1 protein-coding gene is annotated in these 231 nt (G+C 39.0%); it reads left to right on the top strand.

From position 1 onward, the window contains the following. The coding region (locus AOA62_RS32380; RefSeq protein ID WP_218244266.1) for a hypothetical protein at positions 1–231 on the top strand (231 nt) is incomplete at both ends.

Below are 231 nucleotides of genomic sequence, written 5' to 3'. Positions count from 1 at the left end.
TCATTGGACTACCTCACGGATCGTTAAGTACAGTTGAAGGCGTATTTACAGGCGCGATGGCTGGTTTAATGGGGGCCTTGACTGCTGAAATGTTGTCTATTGCTGAAGTTAAAATAATTCTACTTTTATTTTTTATGTTGTCCGGTTTAGGTGGCTTTTGGAGTATACACTTTTGGAACATCGGTAATAGAAAAGGAGAAAAAAGGTGGATACTACTACAACTACTAACAC

Source organism: Pseudomonas sp. 2995-3 (genome assembly GCF_002742565.1).
GTDB classification, from domain to species: Bacteria; Pseudomonadota; Gammaproteobacteria; order Pseudomonadales; family Pseudomonadaceae; genus Aquipseudomonas; species Aquipseudomonas edaphica.
Note: the sequence above shows the minus strand (reverse complement) of the source record. Positions and strands in the feature narration are given on the sequence as shown.